Here is a 22,551-nt window from a genome sequence, read left to right as displayed (position 1 = left end):
ATAACTAGCCAATCCATTCATTGGATACAGGGAACCCGAGGCAAAACTATATGCAGGTCGATAAGAAAACGTTAGCAGTTTTAGCGCAACGCGGCTGGCAGGCTGGCGCTGGCCTGATTACGCTGTTTTGCATTGCACGATATTTATCGCCTGCTGAACAGGGCTACTACTACACCTTTGCCAGTCTCGCCGGCTTGCAGGCGTTATTGGATATGGGTCTGTCCACCATACTGGTGCAGCAGGCGGCGCATGAATTTGCCGAATTGACTTGGTTGCCGCATGGGGCGGTCGTTGGTAAAAATGTCGGCCGCTATCTGGCTCTGACTAAAAAAGCGTTGTGTTGGTATGGTGTTTCAGGACTGCTGTTTTTGTTGGTTTATCCGGGCGGTTTGTATTTCTTTAGTCATCGGCCCCAGGAGTCGGATTTAGCCTGGCAGCAACCTTGGTTGGTTCTAGTTGTCAGTACCGCAGTAGGTTTGGCCTTATTACCGGTTTTGGCTATAGTGGAAGGCAGCGGTAAAGTTGTGGAGGTCTATTCGCTGCGCTTGGTGCAAGGTATTGTTGGCGCTATCGCCATTTGGTTTACCCTAATGCAGGGGGGCGGTCTTTATGCGGTCGCTATGATGCCCGCATCGGCTGCCTTGATTGCTTTGGTATGGGCACTATTTCGCTATCCGAAACTATGGGTGTCAGCGTTGTTTGGAATTTCCGGAGACTTCGGTTGGTGGCGAGAGCTTTGGCCGATGCAATGGCGTTTGGGAATCAGTTGGCTCTGCGGGTATTTTTTAACGCAGATGCATACTCCGCTATTGTTTCAAACTCAGAATGCTGTGGTTGCAGGGCAAATGGGTGTCACCATGACCGTTTGCAACATGTTGGGTTTGTTAAGTTTAGCTTGGATGACGAGCCGAATCCCCGTGTTAGCGAAAGCTGCCGGTCAACAGGATTGGGATTTACTGGACAAGGAATTCAAAAAGGGTTTTAAACGTTCACTTGCGGTATTTGTCCTGGGGGCGGTGTTTTTTGTTTTGATTCGCTATGCGGCCGATTACACGGCGTATGGCGTAAGATTTTTACCGTTTTGGGAAACTTTTGTTCTCATCGGTGCAATTTTGTTTGCCCATATTTCCGGATTGTTAGCTATCTATCTCAGGGCGCACCGTAAGGAGCCCTTTCTTTGGTTGTCCTTGTCAGGAGCGTTGTTGACCGTTGGTGGCTCGGTTTGGCTGGCGCCAAGTTTGGGTTCGGCGGGTATTGTGCTGGTGTTGTTTTTAGTGAATGTTGGGTTCGGTTTTCCGACATCTCTGGTGATGTGGGTAATGCTTCGTAAAAAGTGGCACGCGATAATATAATAAAAATATGAATAAAGAGAATAGGCCCTTACTAACTATTGCCATTCCAACTTGGAATAGGGCAAATTATTTAGTTAAGAATATCGAACAAATTGTATCTCAGCTTGGTGAATTAACTTATCCAATAGAGATTTTAGTATCCGACAACTGTTCCAGCGACAATACTAAAGACTGCGTCGACGAGTTTTTAAACAAAGGACTTCCGATACGATATATAAGAAACTCGGAGAACATAGGTCCTGATCTAAATATTGCACAATGCTTTAATCAGGCGGCTGGGCAATACGTTTTAATTTTTGGCGATGATGACTTACTGATAGATGGCTCGTTAAAACATCTGGAAAGTTTATTGGCGCGTAAAAATTATGGTGTGGTGTCAGTCCGAGCATATGGTTACGACTTCGACTTTAGGGCTGAATACCCTGGCGGTAGCGAGAAATTGTACGAATTTGCAAACTCAAACGAGTTTATTGTCAAGTTAGGTAAGTTTTCGACGTTGATTTCCGTGAATATAATATCCAAGGATTATTTGCAAGGTGTCGATGCTAACGATTACTGCGGAACCAATCTGGTACACATTGATTTAATTTACAGTGCTGCTTTAAAGGCGCCTGTTAATCTATATGTAGACAGCTATTTGGTGGCTTATAAGCGTAATAATAGCGGCGGCTACTCCTTTTCCGACGTGTTCGTTGATAAGTTTGGCGCTATTGTTGATAAATATATTGATAGTGGATTATCCGTCGATACCAAATATAAACTCGAGTCGGATATGCTGATAGGCTATTATCCATACTACGTGTTAAGGTTACGGTTGCAGGGAACTGAAGATTTGAGCATTGCCTATTCACGATTTAATGCAAGATTTTCTCGGCATTGGACTTTTCATTGTTTTGTCGCGCCAATTTTTAAGCTGCCAAAAGGATTGGCAATAATTTACGGTGCCATATCGGTTTTTATCGGAAGAGTGTTGACTGGCGACTTCAGACGTGGTTGCGCTTTTGTTTGGGTACGGTTAGGTAAATTTATTAGGCATTAGTGTTCTGGCTTATGAGCAATTGTTTTTATTAAAGATTGATAAAGTTCACCTTATTAACATACCGATGATTTCTTTTTGCTAAAGGTGGAGACGGCTATTAATTGTTTCAAGATTCTTAAGTATTTATCTCAAGTCAATGAAAATATCAATTGTCACCGTATCTTATAATGCGGCTGAGTTTATTCACGATAATTTGCAGTCAGTATCGAGGCAGAATTTTAATAACATCGAGCATATCGTCATTGATGGTGGCTCAACCGATGGCACCGTCGATATGGTGTGTAAATACGGTCAGCATCTGGCCAAGTTTATTTCCGAACCTGATCACGGTATTTACGATGCGATGAATAAAGGTATTTTTCTGGCGTCCGGTGATGTCATAGGTACACTGAACGCCGACGATGTGTATGCGGATGACACGATATTATCCCAAGTCGCCGACATTTTTTCTGACCCTACTGTAGACGTCTGCTACGCAGATTTGTTGTATGTCGATAGGTACGATGCTTCAAAAATTGTTCGATATTGGACTTCTTGTAACTATCGTAGCGGTTTATTCGAAAAAGGTTGGATGCCGGCGCATCCCACTTTTTTTGTGCGTCGCCGCCTCTATGAGCAGTTGGGCGGATTCGATTTACAGTTTTCCAGACAAGCAGACTTTGAGTTGACTATGCGATTTCTAGCCGTGAATAAGGTTAAGGCTGTTTATATTCCCAAAATCTGGATAAAAATGCGGATCGGCGGTATTTCCAATAATAGTCTGATCGGCATTATCAAAGGAAACATAGAAGCTTATTACGCTTGCCGAAAGAATAACCTGCCCGTGCGAATGCCGATGTTTATTTTACGTAAGGTTCTTTCCCGGATGCCGCAGTTTTTTAATAGACCGACTGTCCCCGTTAAGTAATTCCGCGTTCGTTCAGGCCAAGATTTACGGGTTCTTTGGTCAATGCTTCCGATACCCTGGAGCCGTTGATAATTTGCTAGAATGCCTGTTAGCTCATTTTTTAGTACAGACATGAAACACATCGAACTTCTCTCCCCCGCCGGCACCATTCGTAATATGCGGTACGCCTTTGCGTTTGGCGCTGATGCGGTTTATGCCGGGCAGCCGCGTTATAGCCTGCGTGTGCGCAACAACGATTTTATGGCCGACAACCTAGCCAAAGGCATAGCCGAAGCGCATCAGTTGGGTAAGAAATTCTTTCTGGCCGCCAATGTCATTCCGCATAATGCCAAGATTAAAACGTTCTTGAAAGACATGGTGCCGATCATTGCGATGCAGCCGGATGCGTTGATCATGGCCGATCCTGGCTTGATCATGATGACGCGGGAACAATGGCCGGAGATGCCGATTCATTTGTCGGTGCAAGCCAACACGGTGAATTATGCCAGTGTCAGATTCTGGAAAAGTATGGGTGTGGAGCGGGTGATTTTGTCGCGGGAGTTATCGCTGGATGAGATTGCCGAAATCCGCCAACAATGTCCGGATATGGAGCTCGAAGTATTTGTACATGGTGCGTTGTGTATTGCCTATTCCGGTCGCTGCTTGCTGTCCGGTTACTTCAATCATCGCGATCCGAATCAAGGTACCTGCACCAATTCCTGCCGGTGGAAATACGATACTAAGCCGGCTGTGGAAAATGCGGAAGGCGATTATTTGCTGGCTGATAGTGCGGTCATTTCGATGAATGATTTGAATGCCGGGCTCAATACCGCCAGTTGCGGCGGCGCCGACCGGCATCCTTTGGCCGACAATATCTATTTCCTGGAAGAAGAGGGACGTCCGGGAGAGTTGTTACCGGTGATGGAAGACGAAAACGGTACGTACATCATGAATTCCAAAGACTTGCGGGCGATAGAGCACGTGCAGCGCTTGGTGGAAATCGGTATCGACAGCCTGAAGATCGAAGGCCGTACCAAATCGCATTTTTACGTAGCGCGCACTGCGCAGACTTATCGGCAAGCGATAGACGACGCATTGGCGGGCCGGCCGTTTCAGCCCGAGTTGTTGGGGATTTTGGATAACTTGGCGAATCGCGGTTATACAGACGGTTTTTATCAGCGCCACCATACCCACGAACATCAAAACTACCTATCCGGTTATTCCAAAAGTCATCAGCAGCAATTTTGCGGCGAAATTACCCATTACGACACCGAAACGGGTTGGGCGGACATTAGCGTCAAAAACAAGTTTTCGCTGGGCGATAAGCTGGAATTGATCCTGCCGCACGGCAATCGGGATATAACCGTGGAGAATATGGTCGATAAATACGGTCAGCCCATGCAGGAAGCCTCTGGGGGCGGTTATGAAGTGAAAATTCCACTGCCTGATGCTGATTGCCAGTACGGACTGCTGGCGCGTTATTTCTAGCCTTTGGAGGCTGTATGTCATTTCTTACCGGCGCTTTATGTGACCGCTTTTCTGCCCAAGAAAACTTTCAAATTGCCGAGCCTTTGTTCCGGTATTTCGGCGGTAAAACCCAGTTCAGCGGGCAAATCACGACTTTAAAAGTGTTCGAAGACAACACTTTGGTGCGGACCGTGCTGGAAGAAAAAGTCACTGATCGGGTGCTGGTTATCGACGGCGGCGGCTCAAAGCGTTGCGCCTTGTTGGGGGATACCTTGACTGCTTTGGCGGTCGAAAATGGCTGGCAGGGTATCGTCGTTTACGGCAGTATTCGCGGTTCGGAAGCGATCAACAAAATGCCGATTGGTGTGGTGGCTCTGAACACTCACCCGCTTTGCAGCAGTAAGCACGGACATGGACATCGGGATTCGATGATCACTTTTGCCGGCGTCAATTTCAAAAAAGATCACTATCTTTATGCCGATAGCGACGGAATTATCGTCTCGGAAACAAAATTGGATTAAAATCGTTTTGTCTTAACCAAGTAAAATACTCAAGAATATGCAAATCGTACTCGCAAACCCTCGTGGATTCTGTGCCGGCGTAGACCGGGCTATTGAAATTGTCGATCAAGCGATCGATACCTTCGGTGCACCGATTTATGTGCGGCACGAAGTGGTGCATAACCGTACGGTAGTCGATGGCTTGAAGGAAAAAGGCGCGATTTTTATCGAAGAACTCAGTGACGTGCCGGTGGGGTCGTACCTGATTTTTAGCGCTCACGGTGTGTCCAAGCAGGTCCAAAAGGAAGCGGAAGAGCGCAAGTTAACCGTGTTCGACGCGACTTGTCCGTTGGTTACCAAAGTGCACATGCAAGTAGCCAAACATGCCAAACAGGATAGAGAAGTGATTCTGATCGGCCATGCCGGTCATCCTGAGGTTGAAGGCACTATGGGACAGTACGACAAATGCACCGAGCATGGCGATATTTATCTGGTTGAAACCCCGGATGATGTGAAAAACCTGAGAGTGAATAATCCGGATAATTTGGCTTACGTCACGCAGACTACATTGTCCATGACCGACACCAAAATAATGGTCGACGCATTGCGTGAGCAGTTTCCGTCCATCAAAGAACAGAAAAAAGACGATATTTGCTACGCTACCCAAAACCGCCAGGACGCAGTTCACGATCTGGCAAAGATTTCGGATCTGATTTTAGTGGTGGGTTCGCCGAACAGCTCCAACTCCAACCGCTTGCGGGAAATCGCCGAACAGCTGGGTAAACAGGCGTTTTTGATCGATACCTACAAGGATTTGAAACAAGAGTGGCTGGAGGGCATCAACGTAGTCGGCGTGACTGCTGGGGCGTCCGCGCCTGAAGTGTTGGTGCAGGAAGTCATTAATCAACTCAAAGAGTGGGGCGGCGAAACCACCCAGGTTCGTGAAAACAAAGGTATAGAAGAAAAAGTAGTCTTCTCGATTCCGAAAGAATTGAAAAAACATATGGAAGCTTAATTCCGTTTCCGACTGGAGAATTTTTATGAGCCTTACTGCCCAAGAACTGGTGGCTGCCGCCAAACAACAGATTACCGAAATCGACGTGGCGACTGCGCAAGCGCGCTTGAGCAGTTTATTGCTGGATGTGCGCGAGCCAGCCGAGTACGCCGCCGGACATTTGCCGGGGGCTGTTAATATTCCTCGTGGCTTGTTGGAATTTAAGATCGATACCCATCCGGATTTTCAAGGTCGGCAACATGCGGACATAGTGGTTTATTGCCAGACCGGCGGACGTTCGGCATTGGCTACTCAGGTCTTGAATCAAATGGGTTATAGCGGTGCGGTTAGCATGGCGGGCGGTTTTAAAGCCTGGACGGAGAGTGGTTTAAGCGTTGAGTGAGTTAAACCAAGTCCGCATCGATAAGTGGTTATGGGCCGCGCGTTTTTTCAAGACGCGCGGTCTGGCCGGTGATGCAGTCAGCGGTGGCAAAGTGCACGTCAACGGCCAGCGCTGCAAGCCGGGCAAGGAAGTGAAAATCGGCGATTTGATTAGCGTCACCAAAGACCAATACACTTGGGAGCTTACGGTGACTGATTTGAATAATCAACGCCGTCCGGCTAAAGAGGCTGTGGCGCTTTACAGCGAAGACCAAGCCAGTATCGATAAGCGGCTTAAGCAAATCGAGTTACACAAGCAGCAGCAAGCCTTGCTGCATCCGTCGGAGCGCGAGCATAAACCCAACAAAAAACAACGCCGACAAATCCATCGCTTCAAACAGGACGCGCTCTAAGCACTATTGGCGCGTCGAACAAAACAATAGCCACAAAACACACTTCAATTTATCATTCCCGGCTAACTTGCATGGAATTAGTGCTTGAATAGCGTCTATCCGCGGCATCAAGATGCCTTAGGATAAATTTTATCGAATCACGATTAAGCGGCGCCTAAGAACTCGATTCTACATTTAAACGATACTGCATCGGGCACATGCCTGCCTGGGTTTCGCGACACCATAGGATATTTAATGTCGATACGTTGTTTTTCAGTCCTGACTACTGCATTGCTAACCAGCGGTTTCCTAGCCGGTTGCGCCACAACCCGGCAAATTGCCGTCGATTATCCCAAAACCGAGTCTTTACCGATTAAGCCGCTACGCGGTCAATCTATGGTGAGCGGTGACGACTACTATGTACAATTGGTCTCCGACTTTGATTTCAAAGGGGATAACGCCCTGAAAGGCGGTTGCAGCGATGTCGGTGGTCATTACGAAAACGGTGACCTGTCCGCGGCGCTAGTATTCAGTGTGCATAACGATGCCTTAAAACTGAAGCGCGAAGCCAGCGGCTTTTTGTACCAAGCCACAACCGGCAAATGCAATTTCAAGCTGGAAACCAAAAAATCTTATCTGACCCCTTGGTTACGGCTCGATTCCAGCAAAGACACCCTGATCGAATACAACTTTCTGACCAGTAACAGCCACGAAGCCAATCTTTCCCAATTAATTAACGACGTGAATGCCGCCAGCAGTTTGTTCGCATTCACCGGTGTCGGCGCGGGTATGGCGGTGATGGGCAAGCTGGCCGGCAACTGGGTGGAGAGCAATCCGCAAGTGGTGGCCAAAACTCCCGCAGCCGGTACTTCTGGTAACGGTAAATACAGTTCCGAGACGCATTCTTTGCCTGCCAGTGTGGTACTTGCGGGGGACAGCAGTAGTTTCAATCAAATCCGTCTTGGCGTTTATGAGGTGGTTGAAGGTGGCTTGAGTGCTTGGTCTTCCGAAAGCAAACTGCTGGGCGAATTGCGGGTATACCCCGAAATTGTCTCCTCATTACTGTTGAAAACCTCGGGTGACCTGCCGCCCGACGCGCATGATTTGTCACTTGATGAGTTGTGGCGGATACCGATTCAAACGGCCAATGGCGAAGTCAGTTTGCGGCAGTTGATCGATCAAGTCGACCCGGCCGCGAAACCCAATCTGCAACCGGATTGGCAGAATTACCCGGATGTGGAAAGCCAATGCCGGCGCTTGAAGCTGGCGATGAAAGATTTGGGCTTCAATAAATTTGATCGCAATGCGGTGTTGTACTATTTCCTGAGCAAAACCTCGCCGGATTGGAAAAACTTTAATATCTCCGCGCAGCGGGCCATGACCGACGAAATCCGCCCCAAGTTGCTGGAACAATATCGGGCTAAGGACTTCGCCGGCTGTCTGGCGAGCGAAGACTACGCCGTCATGAAGAGCATGAAGCTAGCGGTTAACACCGAGCAGGATTGGGAGGCGCTGACCAACTCACGGCAGAAAAAAGAAGGCGTCATCAACCCAATTCAATCGGCGGCGCGGCAATTTTTGTCGGCTTTGCAAAATCCCAACAAAGACGAAGCCGCTCGGCAGCTATACCCTTTATTAAATACCGAAAAAGGCGGGAACGGCACGGTGCTACTGCAAAACCATTTGGGCAACTTTGGTTTGGAAGCGCTACTGCAAGTGCCGACGGTTGCTGACGAAGGCGTGCTGATCAACGCCGCTCAGCTGGCGGGTGTGTTTAGCGGGCTCAATGTCGAGACTTACACTTGTGCGCGTCCGGCTCAAGATCAAGGCCAGCCTTTGGCGAATATCGGCATCATGCTGTTTGTCACCAAACCCGGCAGTCCGCGTGAAAAAGGCGGGGCTTTGGAGTTTGAGTTAGTGCAAGGCAAGATTGCCCGCCTGGCTTTTCAACATCCGTCCTTTCGAGATTTCGAACAAAACCTGGCCGATTATCCGGATCTCGGTGGATGCCGGATAGATGCCGATTTGTTGAATAAGCTGCACTAATTCCCAGCGTGTGGTGGTGACAATGAATCGAAAAAAAGGCTTGATCGCAGGATTGGGGCTTATTGCGCTTTTGGCGATCTACGCCTTCTTGGGGTTTTACCTGGTGCCGGCCCTGGCCTTAAAAAAACTGCCGGCTTTAATTCAGGAAGAAACCGGACAGCAAGCCCGGCTTTCGGCAATTCGCTTTAACCCCTTCAAATTCACACTGACCTTGGAAGGCTTTGCCCTGGCGGCGAAAGACGGCAAAGATCTGGCGGGTTTCGAGCGTTTATTTGTCGATTTGGACACCGTCGAGTCGGCAAAGCTGGGCGGTGTGGTTTTAGACGTCATTGATTTGCATAATCCGCAAGTCAATATCGAACGTCGCGCCGACGGCGCATTCAATTTTGCGGATATAAAAACCAAGCAATCAGAGTCGCAGCCTGACACAAAAGACAGTGACGGCAAAAGCTTGGCGCTGTGGGTTCATCAAATCGCGGTCACAGAAGGACGCATAGGCTGGCGGGATGCTACCAGCGGTCAAGTGCTATCGGAAAACCTGTTACGGCTTAATCTAAAACTCAACGAATTCAGCACTCAGGCGGCAAGCAGTGCGCCGGGCGAATTGAGTGTGGGTTTGGAATCGGGCGGCACTATCCAATGGCATGGCGATTTCTCGATTGCACCGCTGGCTTCTAAGGGTCAGTTGCAGTTGGAAAAAATAGGTCTGGCCAGAAGCTGGCAATTATTTTTGCAACAAATCCTGCCGGTGGAAATCGTCAACGGCGTGCTGGGTTTGCAAGTCGATTACACGCTTGCCCAAGCAGCGGATGGGATGCTCACAAAGCTAAGCAACGGCAATGTCGAGATCAAACAGCTGGAGATCACCGAGAACAATCACGGTAAGCCGTTAGTGAGTCTGCCGGCCTTGGCGGTCAACGGCATTAATGTCGATGTTAATCAGCAGCAAGTTGAGATTGGAGTGGTATCCAGCAGCGATGCGGGGATTAGCGCGTGGTTGCAAGCTGACGGTATTGTCAATTATCAGGCTTTGTTTGCCGGAGATGCCGCGGCTCAAGACGTTAATCAACCACCTGCAACGCCGATGGTTGCCGAGGAAAGCAAGCCCTGGCTGGTTAGAGTGGATGAGTTGGCATTCAACAACTACAACATTCATTTTACCGATTACAGTTTGCCGAAGCCGCTGGAGCTGCAACTGAGCGAGTTGAGTGGCAAGGTGCAAAAATTTAGCACGCAGGACAGTGGTAAATTGCCGGTGCAATTGAGCTGCAAGTTCAATAATACCGGCGGGTTGAAAGTGGACGGCGAGATGAGTTTGCAGCCATTTGCGGGGTCTTGGGCGCTGGATATTCACGATATTAACCTGAAAGTGTTCCAACCTTATCTGGACCCCTTTTTAAAACTGGAATTGGTGGATGGCGACTTCAGTGGTAAGGGCAATCTGCAATTAGCGGTGGCTGAGCAGCTGCAACTCACTTTTCAGGGCGACGCCAATTTAGAAGGTTTGGTGACTCGGGATCAGCTCAAGAACGTGGATTTCTTGAAATGGTCCAATCTCGAGGTGTCGGGAATAGATATCGATTTGGCGAAACAGGATTTCAAATTCGCCAAGGTAATGTTTGACCGTCCTTACCTGCGGTTTAATATCAAAAAGGATGGTAAAACCAATATCGACGATCTAATGCTGCCGCAAACACCCGCAAAACCAGCTCCGGCAGCTAAACCTCCTGCAAAACCGGCGGCCGCCAAATCCACCGAGCCGCGGGTCAGTATCGGTAAAATCGAACTGAAAGAGGGTAAGTCGGATTTCTCCGACTACTCCTTGATATTACCGTTCGTAGCGGCGATGAACAGTCTCAACGGCGAAGTCAGCGGGTTTTCCTCGGACAAAGATGCCGAGGCCAAGTTGGCTTTAAAAGGCAAGGTTTACGAGATGGCCTCGGTCGGTATCAAAGGCAAATATCAATTCGATACGGGGGATTCGGACATTGCCCTAAATTTTACCAACATGCCTTTGCCGTTGATTACGCCTTATATGGCTGAGTTTGCCGGCTACCGGATTGAGAAAGGCCAAATGGCGTTGGATTTGCGCTACACCATCAAGCAGGCGCAGTTGGCAGTGCAGAATAAATTGCTCATTGATCAGTTGACCTTGGGTGAGCATGTGGAAAATCCGAATGCGGTGTCCTTGCCTTTGCATTTGGCGATTGCCTTGCTGAAAGATGCGGACGGCAAAATTAATCTGGATTTTCCCATCACCGGCAGTCTGGAAGATCCGAAATTCAGTATTGGTTCCTTGCTGGCCGATGTGTTGGTTAATCTGATCTCTAAAGTGGCGATGTCGCCGTTCAAAGCGCTGGGTTCGCTGCTCGATGATGACAAGGACTTTAGCGCGGTGGCTTTCGCACCGGGTAGTGCTGAATTGGCTGTCGAAGAATCCGCCAAACTGGATCAGCTTAATAAAGCCTTGCTCAGCAAACCCGAGTTGACCCTGGAAATCAAAGGTATTGCTTACCAAAACATGGATTGGCCGGCGATGCGCTTTGAAGCAGTAAAGGATGTATTGAAAAAAATGAAGTCCGGCGAATTGCGCGACAAAGGTGAGAAAGTTCGGCACGAATACATTGAATTGACCGACGATGACTACAAGCGCTTGCTGGCCAAGTTTTTTGGCGAAGTCTTCCCGCAGGAGATGGATAGATCCTTATTAGGCAAGCCGCGGATCAAGGCTAATCCGGACTCTGACTTTTACCCGTTGGCGCAACAGAAACTGGAAGGCATTTTTCCACCCGATCCGCAGCGCCTTAACGATCTGGCGATTGCCAGAGCCAATCATATCGCGCAGTATCTGGCCGAACCGGGCGGGATTAGCAAAGATAGGCTGTATCTGATGGCGACCGAGTTGAATCAGGCTGAAACAGCCGATGGGATTAAATCGGTGCTATCGTTGAGCGTTTCACAGTAAACGGAAGCTTACACTGTTTGTAATATAATGGCGTTTACGCAGCGATAGTGGCGCATCGATTTGTATTTAAGGTTTTATAAAAATGGAGATTCTAATGTCAACCCAGTTTTTTCGATTTATTCCACTGTTGGCTCTAAGCCTAGGCGGACTGTTTTTCGTGTCTCCGGCGGCTGCGCAATCGCTAACATCCTGCACGATGACTTACAAGTTGAGCGGTTGGTCACTCGTTTATAAGCAATACGATGGCCTGGGTAATATCAGCTGCAGTAACGGACAGCGGGCGCAAGTTGCACTGGCGTCCAAGAGCATAGGTTTTACCATCGGTAAATCGGAAATCGAGGGGACCGGGGTGTTTTCCGAAGTTAGAAATCTGAATGAAATCTACGGCAGCTTTGTCGCCTTCGAAGGCCATGCCGGTGCCACTAAATCGATAGACGGGCAATTGTTAACCCGAGGCGAAATTTCTTTGGCGCTGTCCGGCAAGGGTCGTGGTATAGACATTGGCGTGACCTTGGGCGCTTTGACTATCTCACCTAGATGATCGGTTTTTGCGTTGCCGTTGCTTACCGATAAGGTCTGGGATTTTGCTGATTATGTCGATGGTAGGTGACCCGTGCCGTTTGTAGTCCGCGATCAGACAGGGGCAATCGTGCAACTGTGCGACAGTAGCGATGAGTGGCTCGATGTCGACCACCCTGAAGTAGTTGCATTCTTGCAGCAGGTCCCAAGTGATAAGGCAAGGGAAGCCTTGTCAGCTACCGATAACGACATGGTCAGGGTCATAGACGATTTGGTGGATTTACTGGTAGCCAATCAGGTGCTGATTTTTACCGAGCTTCCTGAGCGCGTGCAAACCAAGTTGTTGGCAAGGAAGCAACTCAGAAAGGATGTGAATGCCTTGCAAAATTTGATGGTAGACGATGAAGGGTTGTTCTAGGCAATGGTTGAGGGCTTAGCAACACAGCGCGCTGTTGGTTTTGTCGCCTATTGGGATGTCATCCTGAATAGTGAGCGATTCGCAGCACGTTCATCAATAATGGATGCTCTGTGAAAAACTCGTTTTTTCTGGTCATACCCCAGCAAAAAAATGATCCCCAATTGTCGGCGTCGTTTACCGACGATGCGCTACGGCAATGGATTACGGAACTGCCGACTGCCAATCCCGGTCTGGCCGCCCGTTTGTTTTACGAGTTGTTAGGTGAATTAATTTCGGTGGAAATGCCGGCGGCAAAGCGCTTGCATGCATTGGAGTTACTCAGAGACAGCTTCTACTTGATCGACGATTATTTGCGCTCGCGGTTAATCAAGTTCGGTTTCCCAAAGGGCGAAAGCGAAAAAAAAATATTCGGCTTGGCCTGTGCAATCGAAAGACAATTTACCATCGGCTATTGGAGTGTGGTCAAGGATTTGACCCGCCGAGAAATTGGTTGGTTGCAGGGTAAATCCACGGCCTTGGCGATACAGCGGACTATCCGGGGCTTGAGCCGCATCGTGATAAGTCACTACATGATGAGCTATCCGGTGCCGGATTGGATCTGGATCGATTTGCACTCGTTGTATAAACTCGCCGTGAAGTTGGATAAGGCGGGCTCCAAGGTGGCCGACCAGGGCGGTATATTCAGTAAACTGTCGTCAGTCGAAGACAGCTATAAACAAATATTGCTGTTAAGTTTGGCTTATCCATCCGGCTTGATGCAGAAAGAGTTTCAACTGGTTTATGAGTTTCTCGAGAAAATCAGCGATTTTCTGCAAATCGAAACCAAACCGGTAGCCGAACAAGCCGTGCAATGCGCGATTTTAATGGACGAAGACCTGCCGCCGGCTTTTTTGCTCGGCGGCACACAGACGGATCGCCGGTCGGATTCGGCCATGCTTTACCTGAATCTGACCAAGTTGGGTAAAGTCATCAAACAGGCGGACAAACTGTGCAGCAAGGAGGAGGCGCGTTTTAGTTCGCTGGAAGTCGATAAGAATAATCATCAAAAGCTCTCGGCGGAACTGTTCGACTATCTGATGCAGCGCTGGCAAGGGAAGGAGCCGCAAGGGACGGTCTATTTTGCCGATAGGCTGGATAGATATGTGGCTATTGGTTTGGAAACGACCTATGATCTATTGGAAACCGGTAGACCCGGTCTGGAAACCGGTCTGGAAATACGGGCCGAGACTGACTCCGAACGCGCATTGTCCTGTAATTTCCACAAGGAAGGCGTGCTGTCTATCGGTAGCTTGGTGAGTTTTCGTAAGATAGACGCGATGCCGCAACAACGTTCGCTCGGCGTGGTTTGCAAAATACTGCTCCCCAAGCAGGATTCCAAGCTGATATTCGAGGTGATGGTCATCGCCGCGCAAGCTTTCCCTGTGGCTTATCAGGCGCTGGAGGCGGATACCGATGCGGAGCGCAAGAAAGCCTTGATCTATGGCATAAGAGATAATGAAGGCGAAAAGAGCTTTATCATCATGGATTCTTTTCGCTTGAAAGACGGCGATTTATTGCGAATGTTCATGGGGCATGAGAATTTTCCCATTATTTTGAACGGCCGTAGAAATATCGGCTTGGGCTATTGGCAGTTCGAATGCCGGCGTATTCTGGACGACGTCGTTCCCACGCAGAACAAGAAGAAAGGCTATGATTTTATATAACAAAGACGATTGCCGCCCGGTTCCGACAGGGAACAGGCGGCAGAACCCAGCAAACAGACTCAATGACAGCAAATACCGATCAGACATCTGATTTTAACGCCCTCGTCGATCCGCACGCCCAGCGTGAGGCCGAAAAATACGAGAATCCCATCCCCAGTCGCGAGCTGATTCTCCAGCTTATTCAAGAAGCCGGCAAGCCGCTACGCCGCCAACAAATCGCCCAACAATTTGCCCTGGAAACACCTGATGCCCTGGAGGCGCTGCGCCGCAGGCTGCGCGCCATGGAGCGCGACGGCCAGCTAAGTTTTAACAGCCGGCAAAAATATTGCTTGGGCTCCGGCGGCAACACTATCGCCGGACGGGTGCTTGGCCATCCGGAAGGCTTCGGTTTCTTGAAACCCGATGACGGTAGCGAAGACCTGTTTTTGTCGCCGCGGGAAATGAAGCCGCTGATGCCTAATGACCGAGTCATCGCGCGCGTGGCCGGCATTGATAGACGCGGCCGTCGCGAAGCGGCAGTGATTGAAATCAGCGAACGCAATACGCATCAAGTGGTCGGTCGGTTTTTTACCGAGGGCCGCGTGGCTTATGTGGTGCCGGATAACAAAAAGATTGCCCACGAAGTACTGATTGCCAAGGAAGACGTCGGCCATGCCAAACAAGGCCAGATCGTGGTCGCAGAGATAATTCAGCAACCTAGCCAGCATTGCCAGCCCTTGGGCCGCATCATCGAAGTACTGGGCGCGCATATGGCGCCGGGCATGGAAATCGAAATGGCGATTCGCTCTCACGATTTGCCCAATCAGTGGCCGGACCAGTTACTGGAAGAAATCAAGGAACTCACGCCGCAAGTGCCCGAGTCCGCCAAGCAGGGCAGGGAAGATATTCGCAAGTTGCCCTTGGTCACCATAGACGGCGAAGATGCCCGGGATTTCGACGATGCTGTCTACGCGCAAAAAACCCCGAAAGGCTGGAAATTATTGGTAGCGATTGCCGACGTCTCACATTATGTAAAAGTCGATACGGCCTTGGATGCCGAAGCCAAAAACCGCAGTACTTCTGTATATTTTCCGGAAAAAGTCATTCCGATGCTGCCGGAGATACTGTCTAACGGATTGTGTTCGTTGAACCCGGAAGTGGATCGTTTATGCATGGTCTGCGAATTACTGATCAACGAAGAAGGTAATGTCCTGCGTTCCCGGTTTTTTGAAGCTGTGATGCGCTCCCATGCGCGTTTGACCTATACCGACGTAGCAAAAATGCTGGTGGATGGCGATCAGAAGTTGGCAAAAAAACACGCCGCTTTGCTGCCACATTTACAGACTCTGTACGACTTGTACAAGGTGATGCGTAAGCAGCGCGAGTTGCGCGGGGCGATGGATTTCGACACCCAGGAGACCAAAATCGTCTTTGGGCCGGAGCGCAAAATCGCTGAAATCGTGCCTTTGCAGCGCAACGATGCCCATAAGCTGATCGAAGAATTTATGATTACCGCCAACACGGCAGCGGCGAAGTTTCTGAACAAGAAAAAAATGCCGCGCCTGCTGCGGATCCACGATGGCCCCGGCCCGGAAAAATTACTGGCACTGAAAACCTTTCTAGGCGAACTGGGTTTATTTCTGGGTGGTAAGGCTCAACCCACGCCATTGGATTACATGCATCTGCTGGAGTCGGTAAAGGAACGTCCCGACGCGCATTTGATTCAGACGATTTTGCTGCGCTCCATGTCGCAAGCCGTTTACAGCCCGGAAACCAAAGGCCATTTTGGCTTGGCGCTGGATGCCTATGCGCACTTTACTTCGCCGATCCGGCGCTATCCTGATTTGCTGGTGCATAGGGCGATCAGGCATTGTCTGGCCGGTAAGTCGGTTGATAGTTTTTATTACACGCATCCTGACATGGTGTTGTTGGGTGAGCATTGTTCGGCGAACGAGCGCCGAGCCGACGACGCCACCCGCGATGTGGTGAGCTGGCTGAAATGCGAATACATGATGGACAAGATCGGCGAAGAGTTCGACGGCGTGATTTCCGCCGTGACCGGTTTTGGCTTTTTCGTTGAATTGCAATCGATTTACGTGGAAGGCTTGGTGCATATCGCCTCCCTGGTACAGGATTATTTTGCCTTCGACGCCAGTAAACATCAGTTGTACGGCGAGCGTACCGGCGTACGTTACCGCTTGGGCGATATGGTGAAAATTCGCGTGGTGCGGGTTAATCTGGACGACAAGAAAATCGATTTTGAGTTGCTACAATCAGGTAAAAAAATCGCTAAGACCAAATCCTCTTCGGGCCGCAAAAAAGCCGAAGCCAGCGCTAAAGCGACGAAGTCGAATAAAGATAAAAAATCCTCAAGTAAGCCAAAAGCCAAAAAACGCCGTCGCTCATGAATTTAACCCAATTGTTTGGTATTCACGCGGTGCAAGCCGCGCTGGATTATTCACCGCAGAAAATTCGCCGAGCCTGGGTGGATAGTCAACGCCAGGATGTGCGCCTGAAGCAAGTGATAGACGATCTCGTCAAGCTGGGAATCAATCCGGAAAAAACCGAGCGTAAAAAGCTGGAAAAGATGGCCGACGGCAAAAATCATCAAGGGATTGTGGTGGCCGTGGAATTGCCGGCGATGCGCAGCGAAGACCAGCTCAAACAAGATGTTGAAGCGCTAACCCAGACGCCGTTTTATCTGGTGCTGGATCAAGTGCAAGATCCGCACAATCTCGGCGCTTGTCTGCGTACCGCGGATGCCGTGGGTGCGCATGGCGTGATCGTCACTAAAGACAATGCCGCCGGTATCACGCCGACGGTTTGTAAAGTAGCCAGCGGTGCAGCGGAAACGGTGCCGGTGTATCAGGTCACCAATCTGGCCAGAGTTCTGCGCTGGTTGAAAGAGCAGAATATCTGGATCATGGGCGCGGCCGGCGAAGCTGAACAAACTGTGTTTCAGATGGAACTCGATATGCCTTTGGCGGTGGTGATGGGTACGGAAGGTACTGGCATGCGCCATCTGACCCGTCAGCATTGCGATTTTCTGGTGAAAATTCCTATGGCTGGACAGGTGGAAAGCCTGAACGTATCGGTGGCTGCTGGCGTATTGTTGTACGAAGTGTTTCGGCAGAAACTGCTTGCTTAAGCGGCATGAAGCGCATGGGCTATGTTTCGGCGGCGTTGCTTGCCAGCGCATTGAGCTCGATGGCTTATGCTGAAATCGATGCGAGAGCAATGGCCTTTAATTGCTGGAATTGTCACACCGATTCAAACTTAGATGCCCAAAGCTCAATCCCTTCGCTAAAAAATTTATCCGCTCAGCAGATCCAGCAGGCCTTGCTGGATTTTAAATACGACAAAAGGCCGGCCACATTGATGCCGCGTTTGGCTAAAGGTTACAGCGACACCGAGCTGGCGGCGGTTGCCGAGTATTTGAGTCGCCATTAATGACCGGATTATCCCGCAGACGTTTTTTACAAGGCTTTGCCGGAGTTGGGGCTGGTGTTCTTAGCGGTTGTGGCGGATTGCCGTTCTTTTCGGGTGCCAAAGCGCATGTCGTAGTGGTCGGTGGTGGCTTTGGCGGTGCGACGGCGGCGAAATATCTGCGCTTGCTGGATGCGAATATTCAAGTCACGCTGATCGAACCTAAAGCCAAATATATCACTTGCCCCGGCAGTAATTGGCTGTTTGCCGGTTTGGCGGGCCTCGACCAGTTGACGGTCGATTACCAGGCTTTGCAAGACAAATATGGAATCAAACTGTTAATTGATCGCGTCAGCAGTTTAGATGCTGGGCAACGGCGATTGCGATTGGCCGGCGGGCAGAGTGTGAGCTATGACAGGTTAATCATGTCGCCTGGCATCGATTTTCGCTGGGATGCGATGGCTGGTTACGATCAGGCCGCCGCGGAGCAATTTCCGCATGCTTGGCAGGCCGGTCCGCAGACCTTAATGCTGGCGCGGCAACTGCAAGCCATGCCGGACGGTGGGGTAGTGTTGCTAGCGGTGCCTGCCGATCCTTATCGATGTCCGCCCGGCCCTTACGAGCGGGCCAGTATGATGGCGTATTGGCTGAAACAGCATAAACCGCGTTCGAAAATACTCATCCTCGATGCCAAACGCAGCTTTTCCAAACAGGCTCTATTCGAAGCCGGCTGGACCAAGCATTACGGTTACGGCACCGCCAATAGCCTGATCGAGTGGCATAGCTTGGCAGATAATCCTTTACTTGAACTGGATAAGCCGAATAGGGTGCTGACTAGCGAATTCGGCGACCGATTCCGGGGCGACGTGTTGAACATCATTCCGCCGCAAACGGCTGCGTATATCGCTTTGCAGCAGGGCTTGGCCGATAGCACCGGTTGGTGTCCGGTTCGGCCGCTGACCGGCCAATCGTTATTTGACGACTTTATCCATGTCATTGGCGACGCTGCGCATTATGCGCCTATCCCTAAGTCTGCTTTTGCCGCTAATTCCGAAGCTAAAGCGTGTGCGCTGGCGGTGACGAGCTTGCTTAATCAGACCCCCGTCCCCGAAGCACATTGGCTGAATACCTGCTATAGCCTGATCGCGCCTGACCACGGTATCTCCGTGGCCGGTGTTTACAAACTGGATGCAGCCGATGCGATTGCGCCGGTGAAAGGCGCCGGTGGAGTAAGTGCGCGAGCCGATGCCCAAGTTGCCGCTGCGGAAGCGGATTACACGCGAGCCGTTTATCGGAACTTGATTGCCGATACGTTTGGTTGACTTGATGTTTTGATCAAAAATATTTTATTTCAATAGCTTGCATTGGATTTTTGTAATTTTTTTTGAATTGTTTTTCCTTGCAATTGAAACTGAATAAGAAAGCAATTTTTCGGCCAGTATTTACGAGTATTTACCATTGAAGGCGCGGGAATCCGAAAACAGCGTGTTACAATCGCGCCTGTTCATTTTCCATGGTTGACTGCGTGAAGAAAAACCCACTATTACAAATACTGTTGCTGAGTATGCTGTCCGGCAAGGCCGCTCATGCAAGCAGCTTTGTAGTTGAGGATATTCAGGTCAAGGGCTTACAAAGAATTTCCGCCGGTACCGTCTACAACTATTTGCCGGTTAATGTTGGCGAAACCTTTTCCGAAGACAAGCAAGCCGCGGCGATCAGGGCTTTATTCAATACCGGATTTTTCAAGGATATATCGCTGGAACGCGATGGCGGCACGCTGGTGGTGAATGTGGTCGAGCGGCCTTCGGTAGCGAAAGTGGTTATCGAAGGCAACAAAGACATTAAAAAGGAAGATTTAACCGAAGCCTTGAAAAAAATCGGCTTGGCGGAAGGCAAGGTTTACAACAAGCAAATCCTGGACAAGGTCGAACAAGAGCTACGCCGACAATATTTCAGCCATGGTAAATACGGCCTGAAAATTAAAACCGAAGTTTCGGAATTGACGCGCAACCGGGTCGGCATTCATATCGATATTTCCGAGGGCCGGGTTGCCAAGATCAAGCAAATCAATATCGTCGGCAGCAAATCCTTTGCTAACGATGTGTTGCGGAAAGAGTTTGAATTAAGCACCACCAACTTCCTGTCTTTTTATTCCAAAGACGACCAATATTCCAAACAAAAGCTGTCTGCTGATTTGGAAAAGCTGCGTTCATTTTATCTTGATCGCGGTTATATCAATTTCTCCATTGAATCCACTCAGGTTGATATTACGGCCGATAAGAAGGAAATTTACATCACCATCAACGTCAAGGAAGGCGACGTGTACACCTTGGAAAAGGTCAAATTGTCCGGTGAATTGATCGTGCCGCCTGAAGAGTTGATCAAGTTGGTTAAAGTCGGACCGGGTGAGATATTCTCCCGGAAAAACGCCACGGAAACCTCCAAATCCATTTCGGATCGCCTGGGTGACGAAGGCTATACCTTTGCCAACGTGAATATGGTGCCGGAGATTAACGAGCAGCAAAAGACCGTGGCGATGACCTTTTTTGTTGATCCTGGCAAGCGTGTGTATGTGCGGCGCATCAACGTCAAAGGTAACACCAAGACCCGTGACGAAGTGATTCGCCGGGAAGCCCGGCAAATGGAGTCCAGTTGGGCGGCCAGCAGCAAGATTGAACGGACCAAGACCCGTCTGGATAGATTGGGTTATTTTGAGGAAGTGGGTGTGGAAACGCCGCCTGTGGTCGGTTCGGCCGATCAGATCGACGTTAATTACACGATCAAGGAGAAAGCCTCCGGTAACTTGCAGGCCGGTGTCGGTTACTCCCAGGTGCAAGGAATTATCTTTAACGCCAACGTGTCGCAAGACAATATCTTCGGTACCGGTAAGCGGGTGGATTTCGCGTTCAACAACAGTAGTATTTTGACACGTTACAACCTGGGCTTTTCAGATCCTTATTACACGCTGGATGGCGTGGCGATGGGCTACAACCTGGGTTACACCTCTCGAAATGCCTACGCGGCTAACTTGGCGGCTTACAATACAACCATTACAAACGCCGGTATCAACTTTGGTATCCCGTTGAACGAGTTCGACAGAATCGGTTTTGATATTGATCTAAAGCGCACCGAGATCGAAAACACCACCTTGTCTTCGGACACGATTCTAAAATTCCTAGGGTTTAAAAAGGGCGACGACATTTCTGCAATCCGGTCGAAAAGCTTTGATACGCTGTCAACTTCCGTCGGTTGGACTCACGATACCTTAGATAGAGCCACCTTCGCTCATAGCGGTGGTCAGCAAAGACTGTCCGGATTGATAACCGTACCCGGTAGTGATTTGGAATATTTCAAAGTCGGCTATAAACATCAGCATTATTTTCCCTTGTCCAACGACTTTACCTTCCGCTTGTTAGGTGAGGTGGCGCATGGCGGTAGCTACGGTGGTAGTTCCGGCTTGCCGTTTTTTGAAAACTATTTTGCCGGTGGTACCGGTGACGTTCGCGGTTTTATGCAAAATACCTTGGGTGTCATTGACCAAAACGAAATCAATACCGCCAATACCTACAATCGACCCATCGGGGGCTCCACCAAGCTGATTGGCAAGGCCGAGCTGTTTTTCCCTGTGCCGTTCTTAAGCGATATGAAATCGGTGAGAATTGGCTCATTTGTTGACGCCGGCACGCTGGCGCCCGGACTTAGTACCGGCGATTTGCGCAAGTATTTCCGTTATTCGGTGGGCTTGTCTGGGGAATGGTTGTCGCCGTTTGGTGCCTTGGCAGTGAGTGTTGCCCAGCCCCTGAATTCGGAAAGTACCGACAGAACTCAAGCCTTCCAGTTCACCTTCGGCTCGGGATTTTAGTTTAGTTTGAGCCTGTTTTGCCCTATAATCGCTTTTGCGTTCTGTCTTAAACTCAAAAAAATTAACCGGAGATGGTTTTGACCATGAAAAATAGAATTTCTTTGTTTCTAATGCTGATGATTTTTGCTGGCGTGAGTCACGCAGAGCTGAAAATCGGTTTTGTCAATGTGGCGAAGGTTCTGGAAAAAGCGCCACAAGCCGCCAAAGCAAAAACGCGCTTGGAAACTGAATTTTCACCAAGAGACAAAGCGCTGGTTTCTCAGCAAAAAGAGATTAAATCGCTGGAAGAAAAGTTGGGCCGAGACACTGCGGTAATGGGCGAAGAAGAGCGTCATAGAATCGAAAAAGACATTCTGGACAAAAAACGCGACGCGGCTCGTGCACAACAAGAGTTCAGCGAAGATTTCAACATGCGTAGAAACGAAGAGTTGGGCAATCTGCAAAAACGCATCGTAGAAGCAGTAAGAGCGTTAGCCAAAGAAGAGTCTTTTGATCTGTTGCTGACCGACGGTGTTATTTACGCCAACGATCAAATTGATGTTACCAGCCGCGTTCAGCAAAAACTGGAAAACTTGTCGCAGTAAGATTTTCCCCGATGCTTCCTGATTGAGGGAGCATGCAG

19 protein-coding genes are annotated in these 22,551 nt (G+C 49.5%); all 19 read left to right on the top strand.

Features of this window, described 5'->3' with window-relative positions; translation table 11 throughout:
* Window positions 1-50 precede the first annotated feature (50 nt).
* Window positions 51-1,352, top strand: a complete 1,302-nt coding sequence (locus tag JL719_RS15525) for a lipopolysaccharide biosynthesis protein (protein ID WP_033155226.1) — start codon at window positions 51-53, stop codon at window positions 1,350-1,352.
* Window positions 1,353-1,359: 7 nt separating this feature from the next.
* Window positions 1,360-2,391 carry a glycosyltransferase family 2 protein gene (locus JL719_RS15520; protein ID WP_033155225.1) on the top strand — a complete coding sequence of 344 codons (1,032 nt, stop codon included), beginning with the start codon at window positions 1,360-1,362 and terminating at the stop codon, window positions 2,389-2,391.
* Between the two features lie 136 nt (window positions 2,392-2,527).
* A complete protein-coding gene (locus tag JL719_RS15515; protein WP_033155224.1) occupies window positions 2,528-3,298 on the top strand; it encodes a glycosyltransferase family 2 protein in 771 nt (256 codons plus the stop codon).
* A gap of 111 nt (window positions 3,299-3,409) precedes the next feature.
* Window positions 3,410-4,765: a prephenate-dependent tRNA uridine(34) hydroxylase TrhP gene (gene trhP, locus JL719_RS15510; RefSeq protein WP_033155223.1), complete on the top strand. Its 1,356-nt coding sequence runs from the start codon at window positions 3,410-3,412 to the stop codon at window positions 4,763-4,765.
* A gap of 14 nt (window positions 4,766-4,779) precedes the next feature.
* Window positions 4,780-5,265, top strand: a complete 486-nt coding sequence (gene rraA / locus JL719_RS15505; RefSeq protein ID WP_033155222.1) for a ribonuclease E activity regulator RraA — start codon at window positions 4,780-4,782, stop codon at window positions 5,263-5,265.
* 37 nt (window positions 5,266-5,302) lie between these two features.
* Window positions 5,303-6,259 carry a 4-hydroxy-3-methylbut-2-enyl diphosphate reductase gene (ispH, locus tag JL719_RS15500; RefSeq protein WP_033155221.1) on the top strand — a complete coding sequence of 319 codons (957 nt, stop codon included), beginning with the start codon at window positions 5,303-5,305 and terminating at the stop codon, window positions 6,257-6,259.
* A 25-nt stretch (window positions 6,260-6,284) separates the two neighbouring features.
* Window positions 6,285-6,641 carry a rhodanese-like domain-containing protein gene (locus JL719_RS15495; RefSeq protein ID WP_033155220.1) on the top strand — a complete coding sequence of 119 codons (357 nt, stop codon included), beginning with the start codon at window positions 6,285-6,287 and terminating at the stop codon, window positions 6,639-6,641.
* Window positions 6,634-7,032, top strand: a complete 399-nt coding sequence (gene hslR, locus JL719_RS15490) for an Hsp15 family ribosome-associated heat shock protein (RefSeq protein WP_033155219.1) — start codon at window positions 6,634-6,636, stop codon at window positions 7,030-7,032. The genes JL719_RS15495 and hslR overlap by 8 nt, the downstream gene beginning before the upstream one ends.
* Before the next feature lie 234 nt (window positions 7,033-7,266).
* Window positions 7,267-9,057, top strand: a complete 1,791-nt coding sequence (locus tag JL719_RS15485) for a hypothetical protein (RefSeq protein WP_033155218.1) — start codon at window positions 7,267-7,269, stop codon at window positions 9,055-9,057.
* A 22-nt stretch (window positions 9,058-9,079) separates the two neighbouring features.
* A complete protein-coding gene (locus tag JL719_RS15480; RefSeq protein ID WP_225892863.1) occupies window positions 9,080-12,022 on the top strand; it encodes a DUF748 domain-containing protein in 2,943 nt (980 codons plus the stop codon).
* A 94-nt stretch (window positions 12,023-12,116) separates the two neighbouring features.
* Window positions 12,117-12,563, top strand: a complete 447-nt coding sequence (locus JL719_RS15475) for a hypothetical protein (RefSeq protein WP_026604268.1) — start codon at window positions 12,117-12,119, stop codon at window positions 12,561-12,563.
* 72 nt (window positions 12,564-12,635) lie between these two features.
* On the top strand, window positions 12,636-12,959 hold the full coding sequence (locus JL719_RS15470; protein WP_033155216.1) for a hypothetical protein: 324 nt from the start codon (window positions 12,636-12,638) through the stop codon (window positions 12,957-12,959).
* Window positions 12,960-13,069: 110 nt separating this feature from the next.
* A complete protein-coding gene (locus JL719_RS15465) occupies window positions 13,070-14,662 on the top strand; it encodes a cyclic-di-GMP receptor FimW-related protein (protein ID WP_033155215.1) in 1,593 nt (530 codons plus the stop codon).
* A 62-nt stretch (window positions 14,663-14,724) separates the two neighbouring features.
* A complete protein-coding gene (gene rnr, locus JL719_RS15460; protein ID WP_033155214.1) occupies window positions 14,725-17,049 on the top strand; it encodes a ribonuclease R in 2,325 nt (774 codons plus the stop codon).
* The gene (gene rlmB / locus JL719_RS15455; RefSeq protein ID WP_033155213.1) at window positions 17,046-17,789 is read left to right on the top strand and encodes a 23S rRNA (guanosine(2251)-2'-O)-methyltransferase RlmB; all 744 of its coding nucleotides are present in this window, start codon (window positions 17,046-17,048) and stop codon (window positions 17,787-17,789) included. The genes rnr and rlmB overlap by 4 nt, the downstream gene beginning before the upstream one ends.
* A 5-nt stretch (window positions 17,790-17,794) precedes the next feature.
* Entirely contained in the window at window positions 17,795-18,091 is a 297-nt protein-coding gene (locus tag JL719_RS15450; RefSeq protein WP_051669598.1) for a c-type cytochrome, read from the top strand.
* On the top strand, window positions 18,091-19,389 hold the full coding sequence (locus JL719_RS15445) for an NAD(P)/FAD-dependent oxidoreductase (protein WP_033155212.1): 1,299 nt from the start codon (window positions 18,091-18,093) through the stop codon (window positions 19,387-19,389). The genes JL719_RS15450 and JL719_RS15445 overlap by 1 nt, the downstream gene beginning before the upstream one ends.
* 203 nt (window positions 19,390-19,592) lie before the next feature.
* Window positions 19,593-21,929 (top strand): outer membrane protein assembly factor BamA, encoded by a 2,337-nt coding sequence (gene bamA, locus JL719_RS15440; protein WP_373276514.1) that lies wholly within the window; start codon window positions 19,593-19,595, stop codon window positions 21,927-21,929.
* Between the two features lie 83 nt (window positions 21,930-22,012).
* The gene (locus tag JL719_RS15435; protein ID WP_020485707.1) at window positions 22,013-22,513 is read left to right on the top strand and encodes an OmpH/Skp family outer membrane protein; all 501 of its coding nucleotides are present in this window, start codon (window positions 22,013-22,015) and stop codon (window positions 22,511-22,513) included.
* Window positions 22,514-22,551 lie beyond the last annotated feature (38 nt).

Origin of the sequence: Methylomonas sp. LW13 (assembly GCF_016865255.1) — a bacterium.
Lineage (GTDB): Bacteria > Pseudomonadota > Gammaproteobacteria > Methylococcales > Methylomonadaceae > Methylomonas.
This window is presented reverse-complemented; position numbering and strand designations above follow the sequence as displayed.

Coding starts and splice junctions, on each gene's coding strand:
- JL719_RS15525 (WP_033155226.1), top strand. CDS start 51: ATGCAGGTCGATAAGAAAACGTTAGCAGTTTTAGCGCAACGCGGCTGG.
- JL719_RS15520 (WP_033155225.1), top strand. CDS start 1,360: ATGAATAAAGAGAATAGGCCCTTACTAACTATTGCCATTCCAACTTGG.
- JL719_RS15515 (WP_033155224.1), top strand. CDS start 2,528: ATGAAAATATCAATTGTCACCGTATCTTATAATGCGGCTGAGTTTATT.
- trhP (WP_033155223.1), top strand. CDS start 3,410: ATGAAACACATCGAACTTCTCTCCCCCGCCGGCACCATTCGTAATATG.
- rraA (WP_033155222.1), top strand. CDS start 4,780: ATGTCATTTCTTACCGGCGCTTTATGTGACCGCTTTTCTGCCCAAGAA.
- ispH (WP_033155221.1), top strand. CDS start 5,303: ATGCAAATCGTACTCGCAAACCCTCGTGGATTCTGTGCCGGCGTAGAC.
- JL719_RS15495 (WP_033155220.1), top strand. CDS start 6,285: ATGAGCCTTACTGCCCAAGAACTGGTGGCTGCCGCCAAACAACAGATT.
- JL719_RS15485 (WP_033155218.1), top strand. CDS start 7,267: ATGTCGATACGTTGTTTTTCAGTCCTGACTACTGCATTGCTAACCAGC.
- JL719_RS15480 (WP_225892863.1), top strand. CDS start 9,080: ATGAATCGAAAAAAAGGCTTGATCGCAGGATTGGGGCTTATTGCGCTT.
- JL719_RS15475 (WP_026604268.1), top strand. CDS start 12,117: ATGTCAACCCAGTTTTTTCGATTTATTCCACTGTTGGCTCTAAGCCTA.
- rnr (WP_033155214.1), top strand. CDS start 14,725: ATGACAGCAAATACCGATCAGACATCTGATTTTAACGCCCTCGTCGAT.
- rlmB (WP_033155213.1), top strand. CDS start 17,046: ATGAATTTAACCCAATTGTTTGGTATTCACGCGGTGCAAGCCGCGCTG.
- JL719_RS15450 (WP_051669598.1), top strand. CDS start 17,795: ATGAAGCGCATGGGCTATGTTTCGGCGGCGTTGCTTGCCAGCGCATTG.
- JL719_RS15445 (WP_033155212.1), top strand. CDS start 18,091: ATGACCGGATTATCCCGCAGACGTTTTTTACAAGGCTTTGCCGGAGTT.
- JL719_RS15435 (WP_020485707.1), top strand. CDS start 22,013: ATGAAAAATAGAATTTCTTTGTTTCTAATGCTGATGATTTTTGCTGGC.